Raw genomic sequence first — 23,856 nt, 5'->3', positions numbered from 1 at the left:
TTCCGAATCAACTTTAAGGAGAATACTGAGGCAGATGGGGTTTTGTCTCAAGTGAAGTTGTCTCCTGAGAGTTCCAATATCCACTCTGTTGGATATGTGTGCCGAGCGTCAATCTCCGAGCCTAGATCCGAAGGTCTCCGACCTCGTTGTTATAGCGGCCGTTCTCGTCGAGGCGCGAGTAACTAGCTGTGGTGCAATGGCCCCCTTGAACGTGAGTGCTCCGCCCTGCTCGAATGGCTTCATCAGCTGAAGGCGTAATTCCTGACCAGACTAGTTTCCAAGTGTGGGCGTTAGCGTAGGTGCCGGCGCGACAATCTATGTGTCCGCTTTTGGCGTTTGCAGGACTCGTCTTGAACGACCGCAATTAAGGCGCAAAGAGGTCGTCGATTTGGTGGCCGATACAACGAAACCTACCTACAAACAGTGATCTGACCGGAGAGCGGAAAGCGTCTGACTAAACCCGCCCACCTCCTTCAATCGTAGCTTCCCTCAAGCTGCTTCGCTAAATCCTCAGGCACGACATCCGAGTAGTACATTTCGATCATCCGAACCGACGTCCGCATATTGATCGCCAGCGTGTAGACGTCTGTGCCCTTCCTGAGTTGCCGTGTCGCATAGGTGTGCCGGAAGCTGTAGGCGGAACGAACCTGCCCGAACACGTCGGTCTTGAGTTTGGCGGCTTCCAGGAGAGCGTTGAGGCTCTTCTTGTAGGATTGCGCGCGTTCACCTGAAGCGTTGACGAATACCGGCTCGTCGTCTCTCGGCGCCCGTCCGTGTACCTTTTGGAAAGCGTCCCAAAGAGCGGCGAAACTCGTGGCAGCACCGATGTTCGGCACGAGCTGCTGCGGTTTCTTGCCTTTGCCATAGGCCAGAATGCGAATGCGCTGCTCGACGATTGGCTTGTTGCGCTCTTCCTTGAAGCCAACGATATGCCCCCAATCGAGGTTGAATAGCTCGGTCGGTCGCATGCCTGTTTCGAGCGCGATGTTGATGAACCAGTAGAGCACCGTTCGCTCATAGGCGACGCGGCTGACAGAAGGCGTGATCTCTTTGCCGTTCATGTCCTTCCAGGAGTTCAGCAACGGCTTGCCTCGGCGCTGAGGAGCGAGAACGTCGATCATCCGTTGCTCTGCGACCTGCATGAGCTTGGCAACCTCGGCGTCAGTGAAGGACGGCCGTTTGTTCCGCTCTTCGGCAACTAGGTCGATCTTGGGAATATCCGAGGCCTTGAGGTAGCCCAGCCGAACAGCGTGTTTGAACACCGACCTCATGGTGACGGCTTCTCGGCGTAGCGTGCTGAGGGTCGCTTCAATGTGCTGGGCGGGACGGATCACCCGACGGCCCTTTCGCTCGTATTCGATATGCGTCTCTTTTGCCCCTGGCCCGCTCGTCCAGTAGCTTCGGCGCCACGCCATGTAGCTGTGAAGCTTCGGAACGTTGATGGCTGTCACAGGGCTTCTACCGAAGAAGGGGACCATATAGCGGTCGAGCACGCCTCGGTCGGCTGCGACCTTGGATAGCTTGGACGGATTGCTCCCGGCTTCCAGAACGGCATGTTCCAGATATTGCCGGGCGATTCTATCGAAGGAAGTTTTCCCGGGAAGTGTGCCTCGTTCCGCGTCATATATGGCGCGTTGGTATTCGATCTCGGCGCGCCGTTTTGCCTCGTCTTCATCGGATGTCTTGAGGCAAATGCGCTTCTGCCCAACGCCCGGTACAGAAAACCTGATCCAGAGGCTCGGACTGTCTTCCCGCGAAAATATGACGTAGGGCAGTTTGGGCTGATCGTTCATGGGATTCGGGCCGACAGATCCAGGGCTAAAGCAGGGTTGGCGCGTTGAAAGTGCCGCGCCAGCTTGCCGTTAACGTATTGAAATCCCAAGGGTTGGACAACCGTTTGCTTGCCCCTGTGGATGGCGGCATGACGCAGAAAAGCGTTCTATCGCAAGCGGTTATGTGTGCTGTAAGGGCGGATTGAATCCCGCAAAATAAAACCCCTATTTTTTCTTTTTGGAGTCCTCCCGCGCAACACCGAGCCGGTTCAAGTGCGAGCCGTTCAGGCTTCGTGTCCGCGATGAAGCGGGCGGCCGCTCAGGGCGTCAGTTGGTCGGCATCAGAAGCTTCCTTGATCAGTCGGGGCACGCCTCGCTTGTCCTTACGCAAAACGGTCACCTTGCTAATCGCCTTATTCAACCTTCGCGCCACGTCGTCCGGATTCCTTCTGACGGCGGGCGCTTTCTTCTTTTCGAGTTGTTCGCGCTCTTTCTCGCGAGCCTTTTCGCGTGCTTTTAGCAGCTTGGCGCGTTTGGCAAGTTTCAGCTGCTTGGCCTTTGCCCTCTCTGCCTTTGCCTGGGCCTTTTCGGCTTTGGTCTTCCGCTTTTTCACTGGCTGTTCGGCATCAGCCTTCGGAGACGGTTTTGGTTTTTTCTTTGGCTTTGAGAACCAATCGGGGGTCCTCGGCCCAATGATCGTTGATCCGCCGTGATATGAATCGTTACGCGACATAAAACCTCCACCCCACGGTTACAGTCCGTGGTGGCAATCTGTATGTCCCAACATAGAAGCCAAGGTTTGCAGATAGCTGAATCAATCGCTTACGCTTGTAGTGCTCCTGGATGACTACCTGGGCCTCTTGGGAAAGTTTTGTACTGGGCTATTTATGAAGCGGCGGCCGATGGGCTGTGTCGGATCGCTGGCTTTCTACGACCGCACGATAATCCTGCTGTGCGGTGTTATTGAAAATCACGATCTCTCAGGGGTTAAATTCAATCCGCCCTCACAGCAACCGCCGGACGGATCTTCGCATCAAAGTCATCGCGAGCTTGACTTGGAGCACAGGGCCTTTGTCGATGCAGTGTCCAGAATAACCCGCACACGTTCCTCCTTGATGTCCTGCCGGCCTTGCCAATAGAGCCAAACGCGGGTCGGGCGCCGGCCGCATTTGGAGCAGCGGAAGCGGACCGCGATCTCCTCAAGACGCCGATATCTGGTCTCGCGTCGGAGCAGCCGCCAAGGATGATAGACCGTCTGGCATCCGCACGATGTTCCAAGGGACTGCCAGCCGGCAAGTTCAGCATCATCGATCGTCGAGACAGGCGCGTTGATGTCGGGAGCATCAGCCATCGAACACAAACTCTGGCTTATAGGAATCGCGGATAAGGGCGTCTCTGCTCACAAGCGTTACCCAGCGATGCGGGTAGCGCTTCGAGACGGACTTGAATGCGGGCTCCGCTTCAATCAGGGACTGGGCCGCGAATGCTACCTGCTCAACACTGGTGCGGGCCTCATTCCAGATGAAGACGCCGTATTCAAAGTCGGTGCGATCTGGGTAGGGGTTCAGAAAGTAGGCCCGATCCGGCCTGTCGCCACAGCGCTTGCACCTAAAGGACTGCCTTGCTTGCTCCAAGGTCTGACTGGATCGGCGTTCTAACAAATCCAGCGAATAGGCGAGCGACCGGTTACATGCCGAGCAGATCAGCTCAACATGGGTGCAACCGAACTCTCGCGCTTCGGCTATGGTCGACAAGGGCTTCATGCTCGGAGAATGACATGAGAACGAAAAGCGAACAACTGACAGCGAGAGTCAGTTGCGGGGCTTCGGTTTCACTGTGAGCGCTTTACATGAAGTCCGTTGTGGTTTTCGAGTCGGCGAGCCGAACCCGAAAGCCCCCTTTGCCTGGTCCGCAAAAATACGGCGCAGCGCGTATCGCAGGTCGCCACCAGCAAATTACTGTGGTGCCTCGGCGTGCTAGGTGCGTGCTAATAGCACGCTCACGGCTACCCCTAACCCCTTGAATTTCATGACCCGAGAATCTGCGTGCTAGCAGCGTGCTAGCCCTTCCCATTTCGAAAAACTTCAAAATGGCGGAAAAAACGTCAATGATTTCAAGGGGGAAATGGTGCTGCGAGAGAGGATTGAACTCTCGACCTCTCCCTTACCAAGGGAGTGCTCTACCACTGAGCTACCGCAGCATCTTTGTCCGCCGATTGGCCTCGCGACCGATCGTCGGGGACGGGCGTTCTCCTGCCACAGTTCGTTCAGCCGTGCAACCCCATCGGTACGAAATTGAACGGCAAAAAAGCCCGTGTGGCAAAGCGGCCCAAGTCGAAGCCGGGAAAACGGGCTTTGCCGACATAATCTTTTGAAGACAAAGGACGAGGGACCATGCGATCCCTCGCAAGGATGGCTGTCGAGGCCCGCCACCGTCCAGCCGGAAAGACAAGAAAGCCGAAAGGCGCCGCCGCCAGACTTTGGCGGCGGCGTCGACATTTGTGGCAGCCGGGCTAGGCGGCACGTGAGCCTAAGGCGCCTCACAGGCGAAACTGTCGGCGCGCTCCAGGTCGCCTCCCTTGTAGCGCGCGATCTTCGGCCAGATGCAGAGCAGTCGCGTTCGCTGCTTCGACCAGTCGGCGGGCAGTTCCTTGTTGTCCGCCTTCACCTGCGCGAGGATGCGGTCGGGCGCCTTGTCCTTCTCCACCCATTCGGTCAGCGCCGTCAGCATGTCGAACTGGTCCGCCGCCGGGCCGGACGAACAGTGGTTCATACCCGGCACCGTGAAGAGGCGGGCAAAGGCGCTGGCGTCGCCGCCGCTGTTTTCCGCCAGCTTCTCGTACCAGCGGATGGTGTCGTTGACCGAGAATACGCCGTCGGCTTGGCCGTGGTAGACGATCAGCTTGCCGCCGTGCGCCTGGAGCTCGACGAGTTCGGGATCCGCCGCGTCCGGGGGCGTCATGACGCTCATAGCCGATGCGCCATTGTCTTCGGTCCAGATTTTCGGAGCGTCGCGGTCGAAGTCGAAGTTGACGAGATAGTCGACGAGCGCCGCCGGCGTGCCGGCCGTCTTGGTCGGGGGCGTCGTGAACACGTAGGAGAGGGCGCCCGCGCCCATGGTGGCGATCAGGGGATAGTTGTCCCAAGGCGGAATCGGGCTTTGGATCTTCCAGAACCGCCAGTCGGCGCCGGCAATGCCTGGATCGAAGGACCAGTCGGAGTAGAGCGCCTTGCCCGAACCGTCGCTCGGACCGGCGAACATGCGGGACAGCGCTTCCACCTGACCCGAGGTCAGGCAGGATGCCGTCTTCTCGCCGGTGCAGAGGAGCTCACGGATGTCGAATGCCTTCTGGCAGGCGCGAAGGTTGCCGACCATGCCGTCCCTGGCGCCGTCGAGGCCATCGCAGGCGTCCAGCACGCGGCCGGCCACCAGGGCCAGATCCTCGGGCGCGAACGACTTTCGGCTGTCGGGATCGGCAAGGCGCAGGCTCTGGATGTCCCAGGCGTGCTGGATGGCGGCCTTGGGCAGGTTGAAGCCGGGCGCGCCGGCCAGGATGCCGTCGAACTCTGAGGCAAGCCTTACGGCCGACACCATGGCATGGCGACCGCCGTTGGAACAGCCGGCGAGATAAGACCTGTCCGGTTTGCGGCCGTAGTAAGTGGCAATGATCGACTTGGCGATCGGCGTCAGCACGGCATCGGCGTTGTAGCCGTAGTCGAGACGCGCCTGCGGATCGAGGCCGAACAGGACGCCGGCCACCAGACCGGCCTCGGCGTTGGCGGGATCGGCGCCGTCGTGACCTCCGTTCGAGGACAGCACGACAAAGCCACGGGCCAGCGCCGGCTGCCCGCCATAAGCGTTGGGCTGGCTGGCGTCGCCGATGGCCGCCACGACCTCGCCTTCCGAGCCGCCGTTCTCCTGCAGCAGGAAACGGCCGCTCCAGTCGTCTGGAAGGCGCATCTCGAAGCCGATGGAGTAGGACTTGCCGTCGATGCCGACGCGACGGTTGGCCTCCGCCTTGAGGATGCAGTGACCGGGCAGGCCATTGGTTGCGGTCTGGTGCTCGATCGAGAGGACATGGACGCCCGGCAGATTAAGCCGGGGTCCCAACCCCTCGCAGTCGGCAGCGCTGGCCGCCGGAAGCCCGCTCAAAAGGACAAATGCGCTGGCACTCGCCAGCCATGCCAGGCCTGATGTCGTCATGTCGTGACTTTCCTCCGGGTTGAGGACCACCTCCCTCCCAGGCAATCCCGACGTGAATCGAGCCGTGCCAGCCCGCTACAGTCGCCGTCCGTCGGCGGCAAAGAGATGCGCGTCGACCGGGTCGAAGCCGAGGCGGATGGGCTCGCCCAGTGCGATTTCCCTCTGGCCGGTCAGCGCGGCCGTGATCTCCGTTGCAGCGTCGAGACGAACGCGGACGATCGTCTCGTTGCCGAGGCGCTCGATCAGCGTCGCGACGCCGCCGATCGGGCCGGTGTCGTCGATCTGAAGCGCATGGGGCCGGACACCGAGGGTCAGCGTGTCGCCCGGTGCCATGCCTTGTCGTTGGCCGACGAGGGCGGGAGAGGCGAGCAACGAGTTTGCGACCCGGACGCCATCGTTGGTAGTGCCGTCGACGGTTACCTCGATGAAGTTCATCTTGGGCGAGCCGATGAAGCCGGCGACGAACAGGTTGGCCGGCCGGTTGTAGAGCTCCAGCGGCGAGCCGACCTGCTGCACGATGCCACCCTGCAGCACGACGATCTTGTCGGCCAGCGTCATGGCCTCCACCTGGTCGTGCGTCACGTAGATCATGGTGGCGCCGAGGTCGGTGTGCAGGCGCGAGAGCTCCATCCGCATATCGACGCGCAGGGCCGCGTCGAGGTTACTGAGCGGTTCGTCGAACAGGAACACGTCGGGCTCGCGCACGATGGCCCGGCCGATGGCGACGCGCTGCCGCTGGCCGCCCGAGAGCTGGGCGGGCTTGCGGTCGAGCAGATGCTCCATCTGCAGCACCCGCGCCGCTGCCCGGATCTTGGCGTCGCGTTCGTCCCTGGGGGTGCCGGCGAGCTTCAGTCCGAAGCCGACGTTGTCGTAGACGCTCATGTGCGGGTAGAGCGCGTAGGACTGGAACACCATGGCGACGCCACGGTCGCGCGGCTCGACGTCGTTGACGAGCCGGCCGCCGATCTCGATCCGACCGGATGTCGTCTCCTCCAGTCCGGCGACCATCCTGAGCAACGTGGACTTGCCGCAGCCGGATGGGCCGACGAAGACCACGAACTCGCCGTGCTCGACCTCAAGATCCACGCCCATGATCACTTCAACGGCACCGAAGTTCTTGCGCACGTCCTGGAGTTTCAGCCCAGCCATGGATGTATCTCCGATGCGGGGATTCTATTGCCCGCCTTGTGTGAAGCGCGCCCTCATCCCTTGACCGAGCCCTGCAGGAGCGCCGCGACGAAATGGCGCTGGAAGGCCAGGAACAGGAGGACCGTCGGGGTCAAAATGAGCAGTGAGCCGGCGCACAGCAGCGGCACGTCGGTGCCCCACTGTCCCTGGAAGGCACCGAGGGCGCCGGCCATGGTGCGCAGGCTCGGATCCCGTACCAACACCACCGGCAGCAGGAACTGGTTCCAGGTCCACAGGAACAGCAGGATCGTCAGCGACATGATGGCCGGCCGGGCGAGCGGCACCTGGACGAGCCAGAATTCCTTCCAGCGTGTGGCGCCATCGAGCTGCGCCGCCTCGGTCAGGTCGTTGGGCACGTTGAGGAAGTGGGCGCGCATCCAGTAGACCGAGAACGGCATGTAGAGGCCGATCAACGGCAGGATGATCGCAAATCGGGTGTTGAGCAGGCCGAACGCCCGAACCTCGTAGTAGAGCGGGGTGATCACCGCCTCGAACGGCAGCGTCAGGCCGGCGACGAACACCAGGTAGATCCATTTGTTGCGGCCGCCGGTGAGCTTGGCGAGGCCATAGCCGGCCATGGTGGCGGCGAGGACCGATATAGGCACGACGCCGAGCACGATCAGCGTGCTCGATATCAGAAGCTGGCCCATGTTGGCGGCCTCGAAGGCCTTGGCGAAGTTGCTCCACTGCGGCTCGTCCGGCCAGCTCAGGCCATTCGGATAACTGCCGGAGGGCGCGAGCGCCGCCGTGAACATGCTGAGGAACGGCAGCAGCGTCACCGTTATCAGCAGGGCGAGCAGCAGGCGCGCCAGCCAGGCCTTGGGTTGGGCAGCCGTCATTTCTTCTCTCGCGCGTACCACTGGACAGGGGTGATGGCGATCAGCACCAGCACCATCAGAACGATGGCAAGCGCCGAGGCGAGGCCGACCTGACGGTGGGCGAAGGCGAGCCGGTAGATTTCGAGACCGGGCACCATCGTGGTGATGCCGGGGCCGCCGCCGGTCGCGATGTAGACGATGTCGAAACTGGCCAGCGCCGAGATGACGGTGACGGTGATGCAGACGCCGATTTCCTGCCGGAGGCCGGGCAGCGTGACGTAGCGGAACTCGTGCCATGGCCTGGCGCCGTCGAGCCGCGCCGCTTCGTAGAGGCTGGGATCGATCTTGGTGATTCCGGTCACCAGCAACATGGTGCAGAGGCCGAGCAACACCCAGGCGCCGATGATGCCGACGGCGGGCAGGGCGAAATCGAAATCTCCGAGCCAGCCGCGCGTCCAGTCGGCAAGGCCGACGGCGGTCAGCGCCTGGTTGACGAGACCCGATGAGGCGAACATCCAGCTCCAGGCGATGCCGGCGGCGACCAGCGGAATGACCTGCGGCAGGAACAGCACGGTGCGGGTCAGCGTGCCGAAGGTGCCGGCCATGTGGCCGCGGATGGCGGAGGCCACGGCAAGGCCGAGCAGCACCGGGATCACCGTGAAATAGAGCACCAGCTCGAAGGCGTTGCCGATGATGGAAAGAAGGTCGGGATCGGTCAGCACCGTCGCATAGTTGGCAAGCCCGGTGAACCGGGCCTTGCCGATGCCGTCCCAACGCAGCGTCGAGTAGTAGAGGGACATGACGAGCGGCGCCAGAACGAACACGGCATAGGCCGTGAAGGCCGGCAACACGAACAATATGGCCGTGGCGCGGGCCTTCTGGTTCTTCCCGCCAGGGAAGAGCCGCGACATCCGCAGCCGGGTGTCTCCGGAGGGTGTTCCGTCGTTCATCTCGGGCTCCGCTCGTCTCTCTCCTGTCCCGCCGCGTCAGCGGGAGAGTTCGGTCTCATACTCCTTCTGGACCGCCTTCAGCAGGCCGTCAGCCGTCTGCTGTCCGCCGATCATCTTCTGAAGTTCGGGCGTCCAGGCGGCGGCGAAGATGGCGCCGGTCGCGTTGGCGATGAAGTCCATGGCGCCGTTGTCCTTGGCCAGCACCTGACCGGCCGCCAGCGTCGCCTCGGTCACCGAGCCGGGCGTCACCGCGGGGATCGGCAGGCCGGCCGGACCGCCGGGGTTGGAGCCGCCGACTTCAACGTTGATCTTGCGCGCGTCGGGGTTGGTCGCCACCCAGTCGAGGAAGAAGGCGGCGCAATCGGCATGGGCCGCCTTGGCGGCGATGCCGAAGGTGAGCGGGGCCGACATGGCGGCATGGCGGCCGCCGGCCTCGACGGACGGCATCAGAAAGAAGCCGAACTTGCCCGCCGCCTGCTTGTCGAGGTTGCCCGATTCCCAGTCGCCGTTGAACATGAAAAGACCCTCGCCGCCGATGAAGCGGCTCATCATCTGGAAATACTCGATGGCGTTGGCGTCCTTGGGGAAATAGCCAGCCTTGATCCAGCCTTCGAGATGCTGGGCCGCCTTGAGGTTGTCGGGCGTGTCGATGCTGGCGCCTTCCTTCTGGAAGATCCAGTCGTTGATCGGTTCCGGCGCGCCATAGGCGCCCATCAGGTTCTGCAGCGGGAAGGCGAGACCGCCGGTCGCCTTGTTCCATTGCATGATCGGCTGGACGCCGGCTTCCTTGGCCTTGGCGAGAGCGGCGTCAAGTTCGGCCAGGGACTTCGGCGGTTCGGTCATGCCGACCTTGGCGGCAAGCTCCTTGTTATAGAACACGCCGGTCATCGAATAGTTGATGCCCATGGCGTAAAGCGAGCCGCTGCCGCGCGGCCGTCCGCCCTGCTCGACCCGCAACTGAACGAGCTGCGACGGCGGGAACTTGTCCCAGCCGAAGGCCGTGAAATAGGGGTCGAGGTTGGCGAGGAGATCATTGGCGACGAGATCGCTCATTGTCGGCAACCGGATGAGATCCGGCGCGTCGTCCTCCGACAGCGTGCGCGGGCTGTTCTCCAGGAGGTTGGCGAACTGGTCCTCCTTGATGTCGAAGGTGACGTTCGGAAACTGCCGGGTGAATTCTTCCGCCAGTTTGGTCGGCAGCGGGAAGCCCGTCTCGAAATAGGCGTTGAGCACCACGGGATCGGTGCCGCAACTCGGAGCGGCAACGGCGCCGCCGGACAGCAGCGTCACCGGAAGGGCGACGCCGAACAACAGCCTTATGGAAAGCCTGGCTCTCATGATCATCTCCTCCTTACACGCGGGGCAAGCGGCGGCAGGCCGCTGCTTCTGCAAGTTCCATCCGGGCGTCCGGCTCCTCAGCCACCGGCGCCGGCCGCCTCCTCACACCAAGGGACGCAGCGCGTCGATGATCGCCGTCGCCCGTTGATCCTCCGGCCCCATCATCCAGTTGGTGACGTAGCCAAAACCGATCCTCCGTTCCGGATCGGCAAAACCGACCTGACCGCCGGCGCCATCGTGCCCGAAGCATTTCGGGCCGGTGTAGCGGCGGGCGTCCGAATCGAGCTGGAAGCCGGCTCCCCAGCGCGCGTAGGGAGGTATGGCGGCAAACACCGGCTCACCGCCGGAACGCTCCTCGGTCGCGATGGCGACCGTCGCGTCGTCGAGGAGGCGGACACCGCCGGTTGAGACAACCGTCGCCGACCAGATTGCGGCGAGGGCCCGTGCCGAAGCGATGCCGCCGGCGCCCGGTATTTCCGCCGCCCGGATGCGGCGGGCGTTGAAACCGCCATCAGGGGTGACGAGATCGGCGGGTAGCGCCAAGCCCAGCGTCATCGCCCGGTAGGGCCAGTTGGGCGATGGCTTCAGCGCTTCCGTAGCCCACAACTCGGTCAGCGCCGGGCTGACTTGCAGGTGAGCCGGACGATCCGCATCGCCATCGGGCAGGCCGATCCAGGCATCGATGCCGAGCGGGCCGGCAATCACGTCGTGAAAAGTGCGGCCGACGCTTTGGCCGGTCACCCGCCGGATGACCTCGCCGTTGAGCCAGCCGTGGGTGATAGCGTGATAGGCGTAACCGGTTCCGGGGCGCCATAATGGCTCCTGGGCGGCCAGCGCCTCCGCCATGCGCGCCCAGTCGACGATGTCGGCCTCGGTGAGATCGGCCCGCGTCGCCGACAGGCCGGCCCGGTGGGACAGGGCCTCGCCGACGGTGACGACCGCCTTGCCGGCCGCGGCGAACTCGGGCCAGTAGCGGCTCACCGGTGCGTCGTAGGCAAGGCGTCCCTCCTGCACGAGGCGCGCCGACAGGATCGACAGCAGTCCCTTCGTGCAGGAAAACACGACCGATGGCGTATCGCCGGTCCAGGCGCGCCCGTCGCGTTCGTCGGCGATGCCGCCCCAGAGATCGACGACCGTCTCGCCACCGATCCGGACCGAAAGGGCCGCGCCCATGGTCGGCCGACCTGCAAAACCACTGGCAAAAGCGTCTGCCAGCGGTTCGAAGCCGGGTTTCACGCTGCCGGAAACGACGGGCATCATTGGTCGTTCTCCACGAGGAGGTAGCCGTCCGCATCGGTGGTGAGAGGCATCGGGTCGGAAAGACCCTCGATGTCGCCGTCCTGTTGGATGCAGGCAAGGAGGACCGGCCGCTTCTGCCTGTCGAACGCGACGCGGCCGGAGTAGTGGTTCTCGGGCAGCAGAAGCCGCGCTTCCGAGAGGCAGAGATGATCGAGCGATTCCAGTGGCAATGTCCAGATGCCGCCCATGCCGCCGGCCCGGTGTCCGGCCAGTTTGCTGCTGTCGCAGCTGAAGATCATGTGCTTGCGGTCCGCGATGTCGACGATCTGGATGACCTCGACATGGGCAAAACCGCTGCCCGGCAGCGATAGCGGCGGTGCCGCCACCCAATGGTCGAGGTCCCTCGATACGGCGTGGCCGACGATACCGCGGTCAAGGGGATCGCCGTCCCCGGCCCGTGCGGTCACCAGCATGTGCCAATTGCCGTCCTCGCCTCGGAACACCCATGGATCGCGCCAGGCCTCTTCCGGCCATGCCGACGAGCCGAGCGTCTCGTACCAGCGGCAGTCGGCCGATAGCAGCGAGCCGGCGCGCTTCTGCCAGACGTCGAGGTCGGCGGAAACCGCTAGCCCGACCGTCTCTACATTGGCCGGTCCCTTGTCGGACAGAAACCGCGAGCCGGTGTAGAACATGCGCCAGAGACCGGCATCGTCCCGAACCACGCATCCTGTCCACACGGCCGTGGCGTCGAACGCGTCCTCTTCGCCATGCTCCAGCACCGGACCGAGATCGGTCCATCTCCGGAGGTCGCAGGAAATGGCGTGCCCGATCTGGGCGTTCCGATGGCGAGCGTCAGGATGGCCGAGCGATCGCGGGGCATTCAGGAAATAGAGATGATAGGCCGCCCCGTCATCGGCGATCCAGAAATCCCAAACCCAGCTTTGTGGTGGGCAGAAAACCATGGCGAGCCCCATAGTTCCTTGCTAAAACCATTTAGCAAATGCAATGTCAGGCGAAAGTTGTCAAGTGGTCATAGGTCCGGCTATCTCAGCTTGGATGGAAGCGAGCTGAAAAAGCGGCAGCGGGAGAGGTGAGAGCGATTGCAGAAGAAGCGGGTCACCCTGGCCGACGTGGCTCGCCTTGCCGGGCTGTCGCCGACGGCTGCGTCGATGATTCTCACGGGGCGGCCGGACACCCGTCTTTCCGCCGAAGCGCACGCCAAGGTCCATGCCGCGGCGGCGGAACTCGGTTACCGCCCGAACGTGGCGGCCCGTGCCCTCCGGACCGACCAGTCGCGGTCGATCGCCTTCATTTCGGACTATGTCGCGACGACGCGTTTTGCGAGCGGCCTCATTCGCGGCGCCCTCGCGGCTGCCGATGCGGCCAGGAACGTCTTGCTGGTGCTGGAAACCGGCGGCGAGCCGGCCCGGACGCTGCGCGCCATCGAGGCGGCGCTGGACCGTCAGGTCGACGGGGTGATTCTGGCCGCCATGCGGGCCCGCGAGGTGTTCCTTCCGGATATCGCCATCTCGGTGCCGACGGTCATGCTGAACGGCACCAATGCGCGCTTTCCGACCTCTGTGCTGCCGGACGAGTTCGAGGGCGGGCGGAGCGCCGTCCGGCTCCTTGCCGAGGCGGGCATTACCGATCGCCTCGTTCTGGTCGGACACAATCCCGACGAGGAGCGCGGTCAGTTCCGCTCCGAAACCATCTCGCGGCGCCTTGCCGGCATTCGTTCCGAGATGTCCGCCAGAGGGATGGCTTTCGCCGCCGAGCTGAGTTCGTGGGATTGGGAAGTGTCCAACGGCTACGATCTCGTCCGCCGGCTTCTCAGGAAGGATCGTCCCAGGGGGCTTCTCTGTCTCAACGACCGTCTGGCCTTCGGCGCCTATCAGGCCCTGGGCGAGGCGCGCCTGTCCATTCCCGGCGACGTGGCGCTGGTCTCCTTCGACAACGACGAACTGGCGTCCTATCTGCGCCCGGGCCTGACGACCATCGCTTTGCCGCATCAGAAAATGGGTCAGCTCGCCGTTGAGCTGCTGCTTAACGGGCCGCTGGCCGCCGGGGAGCATCTGGTCCCGATGTCGGCGGTTTCTCGCGGATCCATTCCGGCGGCCCATCCCTGATCGCTCGGCAGGTCTTTCGCCATAGTTCCGCCCACCGTGCAACTCATGGAAGAGAAAGCCGCCGGGAAAAGGCTTTCGTCCGGCCCTTGGTATGCCCACTCGCGGGGAAAAGCCGGCTTTGCCGATGAAATCCCTTGAAAGGTGGCGAAAAGGATCGCAAGGAAGGCCGCAAAAGGACGGCGCGGCATCATGGCGGGTGATGATGATAAGGCAAAAGGCGGCGCTGGACGCGACGCCAAGGCGGAACGAGATCGGCGTCTGGCCGAGGCGCTGCGCGAGAACCTCCTGAAGCGCAAGGCGCAGGCCCGTGGCCGCCGCGCCGGCGAGGCGGATCAGCGTGCCGGGCTTGCCGCGGCTCGGCCTGACGACAACAAGCCGGACGAGTCCGGCAAAGAGTGACGCGCCCGTCGCGACAGAACACGAGATTGCCGGCGTCGCCGGCCCGAGGTGAAGATGGACAAGATCAGGATCGTCGGCGGCAATCCGCTCAACGGCATCATTCCGATTTCCGGCGCCAAGAACGCGGCGTTGCCGTTGATGATCGCCAGTTTGCTGACCGATGAAACGCTGACGCTTGAGAACGTGCCCCGGCTCGCCGACGTGCGGCAGCTCACCAACATTCTCGTCAACCACGGCGTCGATTACGGCGTCAATGGCAAGCGCCAGGGTGAGGGGCTGCTGACCGGCCAGACCGTTTCGCTCACCGCCCGCTCGATCACCGACACCACCGCTCCTTACGAGCTGGTCTCCACCATGCGGGCCAGCTTCTGGGTGATCGGCCCGCTTCTCGCACGCATGCACGAGGCGCGCGTGTCGCTGCCCGGCGGCTGCGCCATCGGCACGCGACCGGTCGACCTGTTCCTGATGGGGCTGGAAAAGCTGGGCGCCAGGATCGATGTCGAAGGCGGCTACGTGGTGGCGAAGGCCTCGGGCGGCCTTGTCGGCAATCGCGTCGTCTTTCCAAAGGTGTCGGTCGGCGCCACGCATGTCATCCTGATGGCGGCGACGCTTGCCAAGGGCGAGACGGTGATCGAGAACGCCGCCCGTGAGCCCGAGGTCGTCGACCTTGCCCGCTGCCTCTCCGCCATGGGCGCCCGCATCTCCGGCGCCGGCACGTCCACCATCGTCGTCGAGGGCGTCGACCGCCTGCGCGGCGCCCGCCACCGCGTCGTTGCCGATCGCATCGAGACCGGCACCTATGCCATGGCCGTGGCGATGACCGGCGGCGACGTGCTGCTGGAGGGCGCCGAAGCCTCGCTGCTGGAAGCGCCGATCGAGGTTCTGCGCCGGGTCGGCACCGAGATCGAAGAGACCAACAGCGGTCTGCGTGTCCGGCGCAATGGCGCCGGTATCGTCGCCGCCGACGTGGTCACCGATCCTTTCCCCGGGTTTCCCACCGATCTGCAGGCGCAGTTCATGGCGCTGATGACCCGGGCGCGCGGCACGGCCCGCATCACCGAGACCATTTTCGAGAACCGCTTCATGCACGTCGCCGAGCTGGCCCGCTTCGGCGCGCGCATCAGCCTCGAAGGGCAGGTCGCCACCGTCGAGGGCGTCGAGCGGCTCAGGGGCGCGCCCGTGATGGCCACCGACCTGCGCGCCTCCGTGTCGCTGGTGATCGCCGGCCTTGCCGCCGAAGGTGAGACGGTGATCAACCGCGTCTACCACCTCGACCGTGGTTTCGAGCGGCTGGAAGACAAGATCGGCCGCTGCGGCGCCGTCATCGAGCGGATCAGCGGCTGACCGAGATGAGCATGGTGATCCGCGAGGCCGAAGCGAGTGACGAGGGCGCCTGGCGCCGCCTCTGGGCAGGCTATCTCGCCCATCTCGACGCCACGGTGCCGGACGAGGTCACCGCCCATACCTGGGCGCGCATTCTCGATCCGGCGAGCCCGGTGTTCTGTCGTCTCGCGGTGGTCGATGGCGCCGTCGTCGGGTTTGCCGTCTGCCTTCTGCATGAGGGGAGCTGGGCGCTGGCGCCGCATTGCTACCTTGAGGATCTCTTCGTCATCCCCGAAAGCCGCGGTCGTGGGGCCGGCCGGGCGCTGATCGAGGACATCCGAACGCTTGCCAAGGCGAGGGGTTGGGACCGGCTCTACTGGCATACCCGCGAGGACAACCCCGCCCGTCGTCTCTACGACGGCTTCGCGGAGGCGAGCGGCATGGTCGTCTACAAGCTGACGCCCTGATCCTGACCGGCCGAGAACGGCGCGCTGTCCGGACATTGATATGGCTGATGGCTCCGGCATAATGGCGGCTTTGCTGCGCGCCATATGGTCTGGGAGGACCGGATACCATGATCGCTGCCTTCGATCCCGAACTCGACCTTCTCTTCGAGCGCGTCGTGCCGACGCCGAGGCGTCTCGTCTGGAGGGCCTGGACCGAGCCGGAAACGCTGGTCAAATGGTTCTGTCCTCGCCCCTGGGAAGCGGTGGGCTGCGAGATGGATCTCCGGCCCGGTGGGCGCTTTGCCACGGTGATGCGGTCGCCCGAAGGCGTCGAGGTCGCAGGTGCCAACTGCTACCTCCTCGTCGAACCGGAAAGGCGGTTGGTGTGGACGTCGGCGCTCACGCCCGGCTTCCGGCCGCATGCCCAGCCGACCAGCGACGCCGACTTCGTCTTCACCGCCGATCTGACTCTCGCCGATGAAGCCGGCGGTACGCTTTACCGGGCACACGTCATGCACGCCACGGCCAAGGCGCGCAGACGGCATGAAGGCCTGGGCTTTCACGACGGCTGGTCCGCCGCTCTCGACCAGCTTGTGGAGACCATGACCGGCCAAGTTTGACGGCGAATGTCGCCAACGAAGCGAGCCGGCCCGTTTCCACTGGTGTTCAGGGCGGGGAAGTCTTGCTTCGCCGTCTCATCCGCCCTATCTCAAGGCAACCTCGGCGGGGCGAGGTTCCTCTTGCACTCCGCCGTCCTGACAGGAGCGGACAACCCTCCATGGACATGCTGAAACTCGCGGCTCTCGACGCCGAAGACCTCAAGGTGATCGCGGCTCACGCGCAGGATGCCGTCGGCAAGGTCGGCGACATCGTCTGGCGGCCGGCCGAGCACCGCCTCACCTTGGAACTCAACCGCTTCGCCTGGGAGAAGGCCGGCGGCCGCAGCAAGGAGCGCCGGCGCACCCTTCTGCACTTCGCCCGCGTCGAGGCGGTCAAATCGGCCCATATCCGGCGCGACTTTCCCGACGCCATCGTCAGCCTGCTGACCATCCGCTTCGAGGGCAAGGACGAAGACCCTTCGGGACAGGTCTTCCTCGAGTTCGCCGGTGGCGGCTCGATGCGGCTCGACGTCGAGTGTATCGAGGCGAGCCTGACCGATCTCGGCGCCGCCTGGGCCACCGAGCATCAGCCGAGCCACGATCTCAACTGACCGCCGATCCTTTCGTTTTCCGCTGGAGTGACCCGTGGCCATCCGCCTCGACGACAGCGCGCCCGACTTCGAGGCCCGCTTTTCCGCCTTCCTGACCACCAAGCGCGAGGTTTCGGCCGACGTCGATGCTGCCGTCGCCGATATCATCGCCGATGTACGGACGCGCGGTGATGCAGCGCTGCACGACTGGACGGAAAAGCTCGATCGCTTCGACAGCCGCGCCCGTGGCCTTCGCGTTTCCGAGGCGGAGATCGACGCGGCCGTGGCAGCGGTCAAGCCCGAGGTGATGGAGGCGCTGAAGCTCGCCCGCGATCGCATCGAAAGCCACCACGCGCGCCAGAAGCCCAGGGATGACCGCTACACCGACGCCATCGGCGTCGAGCTGGGCTCGATCTGGACGGCCATCGAGGCCGTCGGTCTCTACGTACCGGGCGGCACGGCGAGCTATCCGTCGAGCGTGCTGATGAACGCCGTTCCGGCCAAGGTGGCCGGCGTCGATCGGCTGGTCATGGTGGTGCCGACGCCCGGTGGCGAGGTCAATCCGCTGGTGCTGGCGGCCGCCCGGCTCGCCGGCGTAGATGAGGTTTATCGCATTGGCGGCGCGCAGGCGGTGGCGGCGCTCGCCTACGGCACCGAGACCATTCGTCCGGTGGCCAAGATCGTCGGCCCCGGCAACGCCTATGTCGCAGCCGCCAAGCGCCGCGTGTTCGGCACCGTCGGCATCGACATGATCGCCGGACCGTCGGAAGTGCTGATCATCGCCGACCGCGACAACGATCCTGACTGGCTGGCCGCCGATCTGCTCGCCCAGGCCGAGCACGACAAGGCCGCGCAGTCCATCCTGATTACCAACGACTCAGCCCTCGCCGATGCGGTGGAAAAGGCGGTCGAACGCCAACTCGCGGCGTTGCCGCGCGGTGGTATCGCCGCCGAGTCCTGGCGCGACTACGGTGCCGTCATCCTGGTCGAAAGCCTCGACCGGGCCGTGCCGCTCAGCGATCGCGTCGCGCCCGAGCATCTCGAACTCGCGGTCGCCGATCCCGAGGCCATGCTGGCCCGTATCCGCAATGCCGGCGCCGTCTTCGTCGGGCATCACACGCCGGAAGCCGTCGGCGACTATGTCGGCGGCTCCAACCACGTGCTTCCCACGGCCCGTTCGGCCCGCTTCTCGTCGGGTCTCGGCGTGCTCGACTTCATGAAGCGCACCTCGCTCCTGAAGGTTCCGCCCGCCGCGCTGAAGCAAATCGGGCCGGCCGCCATCACGCTCGCCGAGGTGGAAGGCCTCGGCGGACATGCGCGGAGCGTATCGATCCGGCTGGAGTGATCGGCTACTTGTCGGTCTTGCAGGTGTTGACGCCGATGAGGGTGTAGGCCGGGCAGAAGTTCATGAGAGCCGTCGCCACAAGGACAAGGCCGACGAGGCCGACGAGCCAAGCCCATCCGCCGAGTCCCATGAAGGCCATGCCGGCGAGCGACGGCACCGCGATGATGAGAAGGATGAGCCCGGCGATCAGCCGGATGAGGCGGTCGGTCGAACCAACGTTCTTGATCATGGCACGCTCCTTTTTTTGCCTCGGATTTTCCATCCGCGGCGAAAGCGTAGACCTCGCCGTCGCGACCGGCAACGCGCCAAAGTGCGAGAACTCAACGAAAAATGCGCGGCTGGTACCGCGCATTTCTTGAACCCCTTATTGTCGCTCAGGCCGTCCTGAGGTTCTCCACGAAGCTGGCAACCTCGCCCTTCAGGCTGGAGGCCTGTGTTTGCAACGCGTCGGACAGCGACATCAGTTGCGTCGCGGCCGAACCGGTCATCTCGGCGGCCGTGCCGACACCGGCGATGTTCTCGGTCACGCCGCTGGCGCCATTGGCGGCCTTGTGGGTGTTGCCTGCGATCTCCGTCGTTGCCGCGCCTTGCTCCTCGACGGCACCGGCAATCGACTCGGTGACACCCTGAATGGTGTCGATGGTCGAGACGATCAGCGAGATGCTGTCGACGGTGACGGCCGTCGCCGTCTGCATCTCCTGGATCTTGCCGGCGATCTCCTCGGTGGCCTTGGCGGTCTGGCCGGCGAGGTTCTTCACCTCCGAGGCGACGACGGCAAAGCCCTTGCCCATCTCGCCGGCCCGAGCCGCCTCGATGGTGGCGTTGAGGGCCAGGAGGTTGGTCTGCTCGGCGATCGCCCGGATCAGCTCGACCACCTCGCCGATACCCTGGGCCGACGCGGACAGCGCCTTGACGTTCTCGCTCGAGCGTTGGGCTTCGCCGGCGGCGGAGCGGGCGATATCGGCCGAGCGCGTCACCTGCGTGGTGATCTCGCGCACCGAAGCCGACAGCTCCTCGGTGCCGGCCGCCACCGTCTGGACGTTCTCCGACGCAGTTTCGGCGGCGCCCGCGACGGCCTGGGCCTGCCGGCTGGTCTCCTCGGCGGTGGAGGCGAGGTTGCGGGCGGCGTCGGCAACCTCGCCCGACGAGTGAACGAAACCCTCGGCCAGCGCGCCCATGGCCGCCTCGAAGCGGTCGGCGATGGCGGCGCGCTCGGCGATGAGCCGCTCGCGGTTGCGGGCCTCGGCTTCCGCGCTCTCGAGCCGCAGCCGCTCCGTCTCCATGAGCCCGTCGCGGAACACCTTCAGCGTGGCGGCCATCTTGCCGATTTCGTTCTTGGAATCCGCATGAGGGATGGAGGCGGAGAGGTTGCCGCCAGCGACCTCGCCCATCGCCCCGGTAATCCGGTGCAGCGGACGAACTACGCCGTAGAAGACGAAAGCCAAAGCGCCAAGCGCCAGGACGATGCCCGCTGCGATGGTGCCGGCCGTGAGGGCGAAGGCGCTCCGATAGTCGGCGACGGCTTCGGCCTGGGCGACGGCCGTGTCGGCGTTGATCTGATCGATGCCCGACTGCAGCGCCGCGATGACGGCATTGAACGGCGGCTGCGACGTCCTGTTGAGAATGGTCGAAGCCTCGTCGGCCTTGCCGTCGACCATTTTCTGGTAGATGTCGTTGTGCATCGCGACATAGGTCGGCCAGTTCGCCTTGAAGGTCGCCAGCACCTCCTGCTGCTTCGGCAGATCGGCGATCAGGCTGGCATACTCGGTCACCGCCTTGTCGACGTCTTTCACCGACTGATCGGCCAGATCCTTGGCTTTCTGGCGCTCGCCGGTGTCGGTGATCTGGGCGAGCCGCGCCGAGCGCACGCGCAGGCGCGTCATCGAGTAGCGGATCTCTCCGAGGCTTCTGACCAGCGGCAGCTTGTGGTCCGCGAACTCGCTGATCCGCTCGTTGGCGGCCGACAACTGCGAGACGGCGACCCATCCCAGGCCACAAGTCATCAGCAGCAGCGCGACAATAGTCGCCATCAGTGAAGTCTTGAGGGAAATAGTCATGAATATCCCCGAGGCGAAGTGCATCGGACGGGTATTACATGCTTGCTTTGTTAATGAAGTATGCCGAATTGGCACGGGATACGAATACTACGTGTTTCCTTGGGGTGACTGGTCAGCTTTCCGTCGTTTTAAGAGGAAATATGCAAAAGAATGAAAATACAAACCCGCTCAAAAGCCGGCATCAGCCCAACTGCCGAGGGGCGGAAAGGCACTCCTCTCCGCCCCGGCTTGTGTCAGGCGAGACTCTTTTCAAGAAGCGAGGCGACCGATGCGGCGAAGGTGGCCGGATCGCTCGGCGCTTCACCGTCGAGAATGCGCGCCTGTCCGACGAGCAGCGGTGCCGCCGCCGTCACTGCCGCCGTGTCGCCGGCCGCCGCTTTGGCCGCCAGCGCCTTGATCAGGCTGTGGCCGGCGTTGAGCTCCAGCACCGGCTTGCCGAGGGCCGCTTTGCCTTCCTGGCGGGCGACCAGCTTCTCGGTCATCCGGTCGAGGCCGAAGTCGGAGGCCACGAGGCAGACGGGGCTGGTGGCAAGGCGCGCCGACAGGCGCACGTCGGCCACGTCGTCCTTCAGGCTTTCCTTCAGCGTCGTGAGGAGACCGGCCATCTCGGCCCCCGGCTTCTCGTCCTTGTCCGCTTCGAGTGGCTTGACGTTGTCGAGATCGGCTTCGCCCTGCGTCACCGACTTGAACGGCTTGCCTTCGAAGCCGAGTGCCGTGCGCACCCAGAAGGCGTCGACCGGGTCGGTCAGGATCAGCACTTCCAGGCCGCGCGCCGCGTATCCCTCAAGGTGCGGCGAGGCCTGAACCTGCTTCTCGTCTTCGCCGAGGGCATAGTAGATCGCCGTCTGGTTTTCCTTGAAGTCTTTGACGACGTCGGCCAGTGACCGCCAGCTGTCGCCCGAGGTGGTGGTCTTGAAGCGGACGACCTTGAACAGCTCGTCGCGACGCTCGGGCGCCTCGTAGAGGCCTTCCTTGATCACCGCGCCGAACGATGCCCACACCTTGTTGAACAGCTCGGCGTCGGTCTCCGCCAGCTTCGACAGTTCGGAGAGCACGCGGCCGGTGACGCCCTTGGCGATGGCTTCGAGCACCGGGTTCTTCTGCAGCATCTCGCGTGACATGTTGAGCGGCAGGTCTTCGCTGTCGATCACGCCGCGCACGAAGCGCAGCCACGCCGGCAGGATCTCCGCCTCGTCGGTGATGAACACGCGCCGCACGTAGAGCTTCACCCGGCCCTTGCGGCTGGGGTCGAACAGGTCGAACGGCTTTTCGCGCGGCACGAACAGCAGCACGTTGTATTCCTGCCGCCCTTCGGCGCGGTAGTGCAGCGTCAGCGCCGGCTCGTCCCAGGCGGTGGCGACGTGGTGATAGAACTCCTTGTACTCGTCGGCCGTCACGGCGGACTTGGGCTTCACCCAGAGGGCCGAGCCGTCGGCCAGCTCGCGGGGCTCCTCGCCGCCGTTGAAGCGGATCGGCACCGGCACATGCGCCGAGTACTCGTGGACGATGCGCTCCAGCGTGTGCTCCTCGGCGTAGGAGAGGGAGTCGTCGTTGAGGAACAGCTCGACCACGGTTCCCCGGCCCGGCGCGTCGGCGACGTCCACCGGCGTCAGCTCGAAGGCGCCGGCGCCATCCGATTCCCAGGCCCAGGCCTCATCGCTGCCGGCCTTGCGCGACACCACACGGACGCGGTTCGCCACCATGAAGGCGGAGTAGAAGCCAACGCCGAACTGGCCGATCAGCGCCTGTCCCTCGGCCTTGTCGGCAAGACCGTCGAGGAAGGCGCGGGTGCCTGAACGGGCGATGGTGCCAAGATTGTCCTTGAGCTCGTCGTGGCTCATGCCGATGCCGTTGTCGGCGACGGTGAGCGTCTTCTTGTCCTTGTCGGCCGACAGCGTGATGGCAAATCCGCCTTCGCCGGCAAGCTGCGGCTCGGCGATGGAGAGATAGCGAAGCTTCTCGCAGGCATCGGCGGCGTTGGAAATCAGCTCGCGCAGGAAGATGTCTTTGTTGGAATAGACCGAATGCACCATGAGGTGCAGCAGGCGGGAAACTTCGGCCTCGAAGCTGTGACGTTCCGTTTGCGTCATGGTCTCGCTCATATGAATGATGGGGGCCGGGAAACCGGCGCGCGTCCGCTATGTGTTGCCAGGAAGGCCAGGAGTCAAGCGGCGTCGGGTCAGATCGCAGCCACCGTTGGCCGGGCGGTCGAGGCATGCGTAAATCTCCTGTCCGGGTCGACCTTTGCCGGCTTCGTGGGACAGGTCCGCCGTGCTATGCCTCGGCGACGTTTTCGCGGAGGACAGTCGTGACCGACACCGACAGTATCACCGGGCGCCTCGTATCGGTGACCCTTGATGCCGCCTCGATCGGCCAGATCTCGCGCGAGGTCGATCACGAACGGCAAGTGGCGATCTTCGATCTCCTGGAGCAGAACTCCTTCGAGCCTGTCGGCGTGTCGGGCGGCGAGTTCGTCCTCCGGCTGTCGCTGGTCTCCAATCGGCTGGTGCTGCAGATCTTCCGTGCCGACGGTGAGCCGGTGACCACGCACATTCTGTCGCTGACGCCCTTTCGCCGCATCATTCGCGACTACTATCTCGTTTGCGACAGCTACTATGAGGCGATCAAGGTGTCGACGCCGCCCCAGATCGAAGCGATCGACATGGGACGGCGGGCGCTGCATGACGAAGGCGCGCAGATTCTCATCGACAAGCTGGCGGACAAGATCGTCATCGACAAGCTGACGGCCCGGCGTCTGTTCACGCTGATCGCCGTTCTGCGCTGGAAGGGCTGAGCCGGAGCAGGGTTCCGGCTATCTGGTTGGAGGCTCATGACGGACGACGAGGAAACAGAGGCGGAGGTGAAGCAGCCCGGCGCGGTGCTGTTTGCCTGCTCGTTCAACGCGGTGCGCTCGCCCATGGCGGCGGCCATCGCGCGTCATCTGTTTCCCGGCAAGATCTTTGTCGACTCGGCTGGCGCCCGCCGCGGCGAACTCGATCCCTTCGCCGTGACGGTGATGGATGAGATCGGCCTCGACATCTCCCATCATAGGCCGCAGACCTTTGAAGATCTCGAAGACAGCAACTTCGACCTCATCATATCGCTCGCCCCCGACGCCTATCACCGCGCCCTCGAATACACGCGCTACAACTCGGTCGAGGCCGAATACTGGCCCACCGCCGACCCGACGCTCGCCACCGGCGCGCGCGAGCGCATCCTCGACGAGTATCGGGCGGTCCGCGACCAACTCATGGCCCGCATCAAGGCGCGGTTGGGCTGGACGCCGTCCTTCGAGCCGCGCCGTGAGGGCGTGCGCGAGGAGGGGGCGAAGGCGGAGAACGGCTGATCGAAGCGCCGCCGACCGTTATGTCCGCCCATCCGCTCGCTTTTCTGGGCGTTTTTCCGCCTGGGGAGTTTATTTTGCAGCGCATTTCGGATAGTTATCCGCCACCAATTCCCGAAA

General features: G+C 64.4%; 22 protein-coding genes and 1 tRNA gene. 9 read left to right on the top strand and 14 right to left on the bottom strand.

What is annotated here, in order from left to right; genetic code table 11:
* Positions 1 to 473: 473 nt before the first annotated feature.
* The 11 genes from M4J39_RS09100 to M4J39_RS09050 all read right to left on the bottom strand — a co-directional run bounded on the left by M4J39_RS09100 (position 474) and on the right by M4J39_RS09050 (position 12,470).
* Positions 474 to 1,793 (bottom strand): tyrosine-type recombinase/integrase, encoded by a 1,320-nt coding sequence (locus M4J39_RS09100; protein ID WP_251727486.1) that lies wholly within the window; start codon positions 1,791 to 1,793, stop codon positions 474 to 476.
* Between the two features lie 298 nt (positions 1,794 to 2,091).
* Positions 2,092 to 2,505, bottom strand: a complete 414-nt coding sequence (locus M4J39_RS09095; protein WP_251727485.1) for a hypothetical protein — start codon at positions 2,503 to 2,505, stop codon at positions 2,092 to 2,094.
* A gap of 610 nt (positions 2,506 to 3,115) precedes the next feature.
* Positions 3,116 to 3,526 carry a hypothetical protein gene (locus tag M4J39_RS09090; RefSeq protein ID WP_251727484.1) on the bottom strand — a complete coding sequence of 137 codons (411 nt, stop codon included), beginning with the start codon at positions 3,524 to 3,526 and terminating at the stop codon, positions 3,116 to 3,118.
* Between the two features lie 371 nt (positions 3,527 to 3,897).
* Positions 3,898 to 3,972: transfer RNA gene (locus tag M4J39_RS09085), tRNA-Thr, on the bottom strand.
* Between the two features lie 329 nt (positions 3,973 to 4,301).
* On the bottom strand, positions 4,302 to 5,975 hold the full coding sequence (locus M4J39_RS09080) for a tannase/feruloyl esterase family alpha/beta hydrolase (protein WP_251727483.1): 1,674 nt from the start codon (positions 5,973 to 5,975) through the stop codon (positions 4,302 to 4,304).
* A 75-nt stretch (positions 5,976 to 6,050) separates the two neighbouring features.
* Positions 6,051 to 7,124: an ABC transporter ATP-binding protein gene (locus M4J39_RS09075; protein ID WP_251727482.1), complete on the bottom strand. Its 1,074-nt coding sequence runs from the start codon at positions 7,122 to 7,124 to the stop codon at positions 6,051 to 6,053.
* A gap of 53 nt (positions 7,125 to 7,177) precedes the next feature.
* Complete coding sequence (locus M4J39_RS09070) at positions 7,178 to 8,002, bottom strand: carbohydrate ABC transporter permease (protein ID WP_251727481.1); 825 nt, start codon at positions 8,000 to 8,002, stop codon at positions 7,178 to 7,180.
* Positions 7,999 to 8,931: a carbohydrate ABC transporter permease gene (locus M4J39_RS09065; RefSeq protein ID WP_251727480.1), complete on the bottom strand. Its 933-nt coding sequence runs from the start codon at positions 8,929 to 8,931 to the stop codon at positions 7,999 to 8,001. The genes M4J39_RS09070 and M4J39_RS09065 overlap by 4 nt, the downstream gene beginning before the upstream one ends.
* 36 nt (positions 8,932 to 8,967) lie before the next feature.
* On the bottom strand, positions 8,968 to 10,269 hold the full coding sequence (locus tag M4J39_RS09060; RefSeq protein ID WP_251727479.1) for an ABC transporter substrate-binding protein: 1,302 nt from the start codon (positions 10,267 to 10,269) through the stop codon (positions 8,968 to 8,970).
* A gap of 102 nt (positions 10,270 to 10,371) precedes the next feature.
* Positions 10,372 to 11,529 (bottom strand): serine hydrolase domain-containing protein, encoded by a 1,158-nt coding sequence (locus M4J39_RS09055; protein ID WP_251727478.1) that lies wholly within the window; start codon positions 11,527 to 11,529, stop codon positions 10,372 to 10,374.
* Positions 11,526 to 12,470: a hypothetical protein gene (locus M4J39_RS09050; protein WP_251727477.1), complete on the bottom strand. Its 945-nt coding sequence runs from the start codon at positions 12,468 to 12,470 to the stop codon at positions 11,526 to 11,528. Before M4J39_RS09050 ends, M4J39_RS09055 begins: the two co-directional genes overlap by 4 nt.
* A gap of 138 nt (positions 12,471 to 12,608) precedes the next feature.
* Between M4J39_RS09050 and M4J39_RS09045 the strand changes: the two genes are divergently transcribed.
* The 7 genes from M4J39_RS09045 to hisD all read left to right on the top strand — a co-directional run bounded on the left by M4J39_RS09045 (position 12,609) and on the right by hisD (position 18,336).
* Positions 12,609 to 13,634 (top strand): LacI family DNA-binding transcriptional regulator, encoded by a 1,026-nt coding sequence (locus M4J39_RS09045; RefSeq protein ID WP_251727476.1) that lies wholly within the window; start codon positions 12,609 to 12,611, stop codon positions 13,632 to 13,634.
* A 189-nt stretch (positions 13,635 to 13,823) separates the two neighbouring features.
* Positions 13,824 to 14,033 (top strand): hypothetical protein, encoded by a 210-nt coding sequence (locus tag M4J39_RS09040; RefSeq protein ID WP_251727475.1) that lies wholly within the window; start codon positions 13,824 to 13,826, stop codon positions 14,031 to 14,033.
* 54 nt (positions 14,034 to 14,087) lie between these two features.
* Positions 14,088 to 15,377 (top strand): UDP-N-acetylglucosamine 1-carboxyvinyltransferase, encoded by a 1,290-nt coding sequence (gene murA / locus M4J39_RS09035; RefSeq protein WP_251727474.1) that lies wholly within the window; start codon positions 14,088 to 14,090, stop codon positions 15,375 to 15,377.
* Positions 15,378 to 15,388: 11 nt separating this feature from the next.
* A complete protein-coding gene (locus M4J39_RS09030; RefSeq protein WP_251727473.1) occupies positions 15,389 to 15,823 on the top strand; it encodes a GNAT family N-acetyltransferase in 435 nt (144 codons plus the stop codon).
* 107 nt (positions 15,824 to 15,930) lie between these two features.
* A complete protein-coding gene (locus M4J39_RS09025; RefSeq protein WP_251727472.1) occupies positions 15,931 to 16,422 on the top strand; it encodes an SRPBCC family protein in 492 nt (163 codons plus the stop codon).
* A 158-nt stretch (positions 16,423 to 16,580) separates the two neighbouring features.
* A complete protein-coding gene (locus M4J39_RS09020) occupies positions 16,581 to 17,012 on the top strand; it encodes a DUF2948 family protein (RefSeq protein WP_251727471.1) in 432 nt (143 codons plus the stop codon).
* Positions 17,013 to 17,046: 34 nt separating this feature from the next.
* Positions 17,047 to 18,336, top strand: coding sequence for a histidinol dehydrogenase (gene hisD / locus M4J39_RS09015; protein ID WP_251727470.1), 1,290 nt, complete (start codon positions 17,047 to 17,049; stop codon positions 18,334 to 18,336).
* A 4-nt stretch (positions 18,337 to 18,340) separates the two neighbouring features.
* Here the strand turns inward: hisD and M4J39_RS09010 are convergent, their stop codons facing one another.
* The 3 genes from M4J39_RS09010 to htpG all read right to left on the bottom strand — a co-directional run bounded on the left by M4J39_RS09010 (position 18,341) and on the right by htpG (position 22,495).
* Positions 18,341 to 18,565, bottom strand: a complete 225-nt coding sequence (locus tag M4J39_RS09010) for a DUF2892 domain-containing protein (RefSeq protein WP_251727469.1) — start codon at positions 18,563 to 18,565, stop codon at positions 18,341 to 18,343.
* A gap of 145 nt (positions 18,566 to 18,710) precedes the next feature.
* A complete protein-coding gene (locus M4J39_RS09005; protein WP_251727468.1) occupies positions 18,711 to 20,393 on the bottom strand; it encodes a methyl-accepting chemotaxis protein in 1,683 nt (560 codons plus the stop codon).
* A 233-nt stretch (positions 20,394 to 20,626) separates the two neighbouring features.
* A complete protein-coding gene (htpG, locus tag M4J39_RS09000; RefSeq protein ID WP_371875423.1) occupies positions 20,627 to 22,495 on the bottom strand; it encodes a molecular chaperone HtpG in 1,869 nt (622 codons plus the stop codon).
* Between the two features lie 206 nt (positions 22,496 to 22,701).
* Between htpG and M4J39_RS08995 the strand changes: the two genes are divergently transcribed.
* A complete protein-coding gene (locus tag M4J39_RS08995; RefSeq protein ID WP_251727466.1) occupies positions 22,702 to 23,187 on the top strand; it encodes a UPF0262 family protein in 486 nt (161 codons plus the stop codon).
* A gap of 36 nt (positions 23,188 to 23,223) precedes the next feature.
* Positions 23,224 to 23,739, top strand: coding sequence for an arsenate reductase ArsC (locus tag M4J39_RS08990; RefSeq protein ID WP_251727465.1), 516 nt, complete (start codon positions 23,224 to 23,226; stop codon positions 23,737 to 23,739).
* Positions 23,740 to 23,856 lie beyond the last annotated feature (117 nt).

Origin of the sequence: Pleomorphomonas sp. NRK KF1 (assembly GCF_023721755.1) — a bacterium.
Taxonomy (GTDB): domain Bacteria; phylum Pseudomonadota; class Alphaproteobacteria; order Rhizobiales; family Pleomorphomonadaceae; genus Pleomorphomonas.
Note: the sequence above shows the minus strand (reverse complement) of the source record. Positions and strands in the feature narration are given on the sequence as shown.